The following is a 5904-nucleotide window of genomic DNA, read 5'->3' as shown; positions in this document are numbered from 1 at the left end:
GCGTCCGAAATGGGCCTTGGCTTCATAGAGCGTCTCGACTGTGATCGTCTCCAACCCCCGCTCGCGTGCATAGCGCTGCGTGTTGCGCCGCGCCTTGCCCCGGACGAAGAACGGGATCTTGCCGAGCTCTTGCTCGGCTGCGGGGGACCAAATGGGCTCGCCCGGCGCCGCCTGCTCGGGCGTGGACTCCGGCGTGGACTCCGGCGTGGACTGGGCCGCAGACGGCCGCGCGGCCTTCGACCCGTCGCCACCGCCGAGATGGGACGGGACGGCCGCATCGTGGAACTCGAAGTCCTCGCGGAACATCGTCAGCAGGTGTTCCTCGAGCCCCATCATCAGCGGATGGACCCAGGTATCGAAGAGGCAGTTGGCCCCCTCGAAGCCCATCTGCGGCGCATAGCGGGCCGGAAAGTCCTGCACGTGCACCGGCGCCGAGATGACGGCGCAGGGGATACCCAGGCGCTTGGCGGTATGCCGCTCCATCTGGGTGCCGAGGACCAGCTCCGGGTGCAGCTCGGCGATCCGCGCCTCGACCTCGAGGTAATCGTCGGTGACCAAGGCCTCGCAGCCCAGGGTCGCAGCCAGCTCGCGCAGGTCGCGGGCGAACTCGCGGCTGTAGGTACCCAGGCCCACGACCGTGAGGCCGAGCTCCTCGCTCGCGACGCGCGCCGCGGCCAGGGCATGGGTCGCATCGGCGAAGATGAAGACCCGCTTGCCGGTCAGGTAGGTCGAATCGACCGACCGCGAGTACCAGGACAGACGCGACTCGAACCGCCCGAGGTCGATCTCGATGTCGGCGACCCGGGCGACCTCGCGCAGGAACTCGCGCGTCGCGCCGACGCCGATCGGCACCGTGCGCACCAGCGGCTGGCGGAACTGCCGCCCGAGCCACTCGGCGGCCAGTTCGCCGACCTCCGGATAGAGGCAGACGTTGAAGTCGGCCTCCGGCAGGCGCAGCAGGTCCTCCGGCGTCGCCCCGAGCGGGGCGACGACGTTGATCTCGACGCCGACCGCCTCGAGCAGCCGAGTCACCTCGACGACGTCGTCGCGGCAACGGAAGCCGAGCGCCGTGGGACCGAGCAGATTGGCCCGCGGCCGCTGCCCGGCGGGGCGCGGCGCGCGCTCGGTCGGCCGCCCGCTCAACAGCGTGCGCACCAGCCAGTAGAAGGTCTCGCTCGCGCCCCAGTTCTCCTTGCGGCTGTAGGCCGAGAGCTCGAGCGGGATCACCGGGACCGGCAGGCCCATGCCCTCGGCCAAGGCCCCGGGCTGATCCTGGATCAACTCGGCCGTGCAGGTCTCGCCGATCAGCAGGACGCGCGGACGGAAACGCTCGTAGGTCGCATGCAGCGTCGACTGGAAGAGCTCGGCGGTGTCGCGACCGAGGTCGCGCGCCTGGAAGGTCGTGTAGGTGACCGGCGGGCGCGACGGGCGCCGCTCGATCATCGTGAAAAGGAGATCCGCGTAGGTGTCGCCCTGGGGCGCGTGCAGCACGCAGTGCACCCCCTCCATCGAGGCGGCGACGCGCATGGCGCCGATATGGGGCGGGCCCTCGTATGTCCAGACCGTCAACTGCATCGCGTCACGCCACCAACCGTGCCTGGCGGATCAGCGGCCGGGCGAAGAGCTCGGCCAGATCGCCCGCCTGATCGAAGCCGTGGATCGGCGCCACGACCAGCTCGATCGACCACTTCGTCCGCAGCCCCTCGGCCTCCAACGGATTGGCCAGCCCCAGACCGCAGACCGTCAGATCCGGCCGATCGGCGCGCAGGCGATCGAGCTGGCGTTCCAGATCCTGCCCCTCGGTGAGGCGCACGTCGGCCGGCACCAAGGCCAGCTCGTCGGCCATCACCGAACGGTCGAGATAGGGTACACCGACCTCGACCGGCTGCATTCCACACTCGCGCTGGAGGAATCGGGCGACCGGGATCTCGAGCTGGGCGTCCGGCAGGAAGCTGATCCGCTTCCCGGCGAGCTGCTCGCGGTAGTGGGCGAGGCCCCGCTCGGCGCGCGCGACCGGCGCGGCGATGACGGCTTCGAACCGCTCGTCGGCGATGCCCCAGGCCCTCGCCGCGGCCAGCACCCAGGCGCGCGTCCCCTCGACCCCGAACGGGTAGAGGGCCGGCAGATGTGTCGCGCCGCGTGCCGCGAGGGCACGGGCCGTCTCACCGAGGAACGGCTGGGCCAGCAGGAAGCGAGTGCCGGCACCGACCGGCGGCAGCGCCGAGCCGCGGCGCGGCGGGAGAAAGTGGACCGGACCGATCCCGAGCTCATCGAAGAGCCGCCGGAACTGGTCCTCGACCGTATCGGCGAGGGCGCCGACGACGAGCAGCGAGTCCTCGCCCGCCGGCGCCGCCGGCAGCTGCGGGACCATCGCGACGAGACAGGTATCCTCGCCCTGCGTGAAGGTCGTCTCCAGCCCGCTGCCCGAATAGGCGATCACCCGCACCCGCCCGCCGTGGGCCTGGGCGAGCCGCTCGGCGGCCTTCTCCAGGTCCAGCTTGATGACCTCGGACGGACAGGAGCCGACCAGGAACAGGGTGCCGATGTCGGGCCGGCGCGCGAGGAGCTGGCCGACGACGCGGTCGAGCTCGTCGTTGCAGTCGGCCATGCCGGCCAGGTCGCGGTCCTCGAGGACCGCCGTGGCGAAGCGCGGCTCGGCGAAGATCATCACGCCGGCGGCCGACTGGAGCAGGTGCGCGCAGGTGCGCGAGCCGACGACGAGGAAGAAGGCGTCCTGGATCTTGCGATGCAGCCAGACGATCGCCGCCAGGCCGCAGAAGACCTCCCGCTGGCCCTGCTCGTGGCAGATCTGGAGCTCGCTCGGCGGCGCGCCGCGGCCCGACGACCCGGCAGCGCTCATTCGGCGACCCCGACCGTGCCGGCGTCGATGGCCTTCTGCTGGAGCCGCGCGGCGCGCAGCTTGAGCAGGAACTGGGTCGCGTTGATCACGTAGGTCAGGTAGGCAGCCAGCGCGATGTACATCTGCATCAGCGGGTCGGCGCCGGCGAACAGCGCCACCAGGTAGGCCGTGTGCAGCGCGATCACCAGCATGCTGAACACGTCCTCCCAGAAGAAGGGGCGCGCGAACAGGTAGATGCCGAAGACCTCCTTCTCCCAGATCGAGCCGGTCACCATGATGGTGTAGAGGACCAGCGTCTTGAGGACGATCGAGGCCGTCGCAAGTTCGAACCCCTCGCCGGTGGCCAGGTAGCGCAGCACCAGGCCCAGGCTGACCAGGAAGACGATGAATTGGAGCGGCGCGAGCACCCCTTGGACGATCGTCCAGGGCGAGGCATCGCGGCGTCGGCGTTCTTCCGGGGTATAAAGGAGTTGGTCTGGATTGGGCGGGGCCCGACGTGGCATCGTACGGCTCTCGTTCTCGCTGGACAGGCTTCGCGTTCGGCGACTTTAGAACGCACGCCCGCATCTGTCAACTAAACTTAACGTAAACGGCGCTTGACAAAGACGGTCTCTTGACGGCGCCCCGAGCGGGCGCGTCAGGCTACCGAAGGTGCGATCGAAATGCCACCGCCTCGCGCGGGGCGCCAGGTGCCGAACCAGGCAGGCCGACTCGGGTTCGAGCCGGGTTTTCAAGGATATCCGCTCTGCCACCCGCTCCGCCTTGTTGCAGATCAATGCCGCGCGACGACCCCGAGGTCCAGGTGCGCCGCACAGCGCGCCGGCGTCGGCGCCCCGAGCCGCGGCACGACCCCGAGACAGGGCGCCGCGATCAGGGCCTCGAGGGTCGCGAGGCTCTCCTCGGCGGCGGCCATCGCCGGATCGACGCGATTGGCGACCCAGCCGATGAGCCGCGCCCCTTCGGCGGCGATCGTCTCGGCCGTCAGCAGGGCATGATTGAGGCAGCCGAGCCGGAGCCCGACGACCAGGACGACAGGCAGGTCGAGCCGTCGCGGCAGGTCGCCGACGAAGCGCCCGCCGCCGAGCGGCACGCGCCAGCCCCCGACCCCCTCGACGACGACCCGCTCGGCCGCCGCGGCGAGCTCGGCGTAGGCCGCGGCGATGACCTCCAGGTCGATCTCGCATGCGGCCTGCGCGGCGGCCACGTGCGGGGCCATCGGCGGGGCGAAGGCATAGGGATTGACGAGCCGGTAGTCGACCGCCCGACTGCCCTGGGCCAGCAGGCGCTCGGCATCGGCGTTGCGCAGCCCGGCCGGGGTCACGCGGCAGCCGGAGGCGACCGGCTTCATGCCGAGCACGACCCGCCCCTCGCCCTGCCAGGCGGCCATCAGGCCGAGGGCGATCTCGGTCTTGCCGCAATCGGTATCCGTGCCGGTGACGAAGAGCCCGCTCACCGCCCGCCCCCGCCACCGAGGCGGCGGCCGATCGCCGAGAGGGGCACTGCGACGCCGTCGGCGACCGGGCGTTGCAGCGGCGCCCAGCCCAGACCGTAGACCACCTCGTAGGTCGCCGGCAGGCGCCCCGCGGCGCGCTGGGCCTCGTAGGCCGCCTCGACCGCCGCCAACCGACGCCGCCCGGTCAGACCGCGCGGGCGGGCATTCGCGGCATTGCTGGCGCCGAGCTGCTTGAGGTCGCGCATCAGGTCGGCGACCCGCTCGTAGGTCAGCGTCAGACGCTCGACGTCCATGACCGGATCGGCGAGGCGCGCACGCAGCAACGTATCGCCGATGTCGTGCATATCGATGAAACCGCTCACGTGCGGGTGGCCGTCGACCGTCGACCAGGCGGCACGCAGCTCCTTCAGCGTATCCGGGCCGAAGGTCGAGAACAGCAGCAGGCCACCGGGGCGCAGCACCCGCGCGCACTCGGCGAAGGTCCGCGCGAGGTCGTTGCACCACTGGAAGGTCGCGTTCGAGAAGATCAGGTCGACCGTCCCGTCGGCGAGCGGCAGGTGCTCGGCATCGGCGCACAGGCACTCGGGCCGGCGCCGCCAGCTGCCGCGCCGACGCGCCTGGTGCAGCATCCCCTCGGCGAAGTCGAGGGCCAGGACCCGGGCGCCGCGGAAGCGGCGCTGCAAACCGTCGATCGCATAGCCGGTGCCGGCCCCGAGGTCGAGCACCAGCCGCGGCTCGAGGCGGATGTAGTCGAGCCGCTCCAGCATCCGATCGGCGATCTCGCGCTGCAGGACGGCGGCCCCGTCATAGCGCGGCGCGGCCCGCCCGAAGGCGCGGCGCGCCGCGGCCTTGTCGATCGTGGGCAGTGTCAAGCGGTCACCTCGGTCAGCACCTGGGTCAGAAAGGCGCCCATCGCCGCCGCCGACGGCGCCGCATGGGACAGGAAGGGGGCATGGCCGGCGCCGTCGATCGCCTGCACCTGGGCGGTCGGCAGCCGCGCACGGATCGCCTCGCCGAGGGCCGCCGGCACCAGCGTGTCGCGGGCGCCGAAGAGCCACAGGCTCGGACAGGCGAGCTGCGCCAACTCGTCGCGCAGGTCGGATTCCCGCAGCAGCCGCAGCCCCGCGGCGAGGGCCTCGGGCAGCGGCGGCGGGTGACGGTGGATCGCCGCGCGCAGCCGGCGCAGCGTCGTCACGGCGCCGTCGCTCCCGCGCACCTGCAACGCGAGGAAGCGCTCCAGGGTCCCCGGCGGATCGGCCAGCAGGTTGGCCTGGAACTGGTCCAGGGTGCCGAGCGGCATCGCCTGCGGCCAGTCGGGGCCGCGCACGAAGCGCGGCGTCGCCGTGATCAGGATCAGGCCGGCGACCCGCTCGGGCGCGCGCAGCGCCGCGGCCAGCGCGAGCAGCCCGCCGAGCGACCAGCCGGCCCAAACGGCCCGCTCCGGGGCCGCCGCGAGACAGGCATCGGCCCATTCCGCCAGCGTCGCCGGGTCGGCCCCGAGCGGGCTCCCGCCATGGCCGGGCAGCGCGATGCGGTGCTCGCGCACGCGCGCCGCGAACCCCGCCGGCAGCCCCTCCCAGACCCCCGTGTT

6 protein-coding genes are annotated in these 5904 nt (G+C 72.1%); all 6 read right to left on the bottom strand.

Features of this window, described 5'->3' with window-relative positions; genetic code table 11:
- On the bottom strand, nucleotides 1-1575 hold a 1575-nt coding region (bchB, locus tag CKO41_RS17630), incomplete at its 3' end, for a ferredoxin:protochlorophyllide reductase (ATP-dependent) subunit B (protein ID WP_200255236.1).
- 4 nt (nucleotides 1576-1579) lie between these two features.
- A complete protein-coding gene (locus CKO41_RS17625) occupies nucleotides 1580-2860 on the bottom strand; it encodes a ferredoxin:protochlorophyllide reductase (ATP-dependent) subunit N (RefSeq protein ID WP_200383215.1) in 1281 nt (426 codons plus the stop codon).
- Nucleotides 2857-3363 carry a 2-vinyl bacteriochlorophyllide hydratase gene (gene bchF / locus CKO41_RS17620; RefSeq protein ID WP_200255240.1) on the bottom strand — a complete coding sequence of 169 codons (507 nt, stop codon included), beginning with the start codon at nucleotides 3361-3363 and terminating at the stop codon, nucleotides 2857-2859. Before bchF ends, CKO41_RS17625 begins: the two co-directional genes overlap by 4 nt.
- Before the next feature lie 269 nt (nucleotides 3364-3632).
- Complete coding sequence (gene bioD / locus CKO41_RS17615) at nucleotides 3633-4313, bottom strand: dethiobiotin synthase (protein ID WP_200383214.1); 681 nt, start codon at nucleotides 4311-4313, stop codon at nucleotides 3633-3635.
- Nucleotides 4310-5185 (bottom strand): malonyl-ACP O-methyltransferase BioC, encoded by an 876-nt coding sequence (gene bioC, locus CKO41_RS17610; protein WP_200383213.1) that lies wholly within the window; start codon nucleotides 5183-5185, stop codon nucleotides 4310-4312. The genes bioD and bioC overlap by 4 nt, the downstream gene beginning before the upstream one ends.
- The coding region (gene bioH, locus CKO41_RS17605; protein WP_200383212.1) for a pimeloyl-ACP methyl ester esterase BioH at nucleotides 5182-5904 on the bottom strand (723 nt) is incomplete at its 5' end. The genes bioH and bioC, both read right to left, overlap by 4 nt.

Origin of the sequence: Thiococcus pfennigii, from assembly GCF_016583835.1 — a bacterium.
GTDB lineage: Bacteria > Pseudomonadota > Gammaproteobacteria > Chromatiales > Chromatiaceae > Thiococcus > Thiococcus pfennigii.
This window is presented reverse-complemented; position numbering and strand designations above follow the sequence as displayed.

Excerpts from the sequence above, each read along its gene's own strand:
- CKO41_RS17625 (WP_200383215.1), bottom strand. The coding sequence starts at position 2,860 with ATGAGCGCTGCCGGGTCGTCGGGCCGCGGCGCGCCGCCGAGCGAGCTC.
- bchF (WP_200255240.1), bottom strand. The coding sequence starts at position 3,363 with ATGCCACGTCGGGCCCCGCCCAATCCAGACCAACTCCTTTATACCCCG.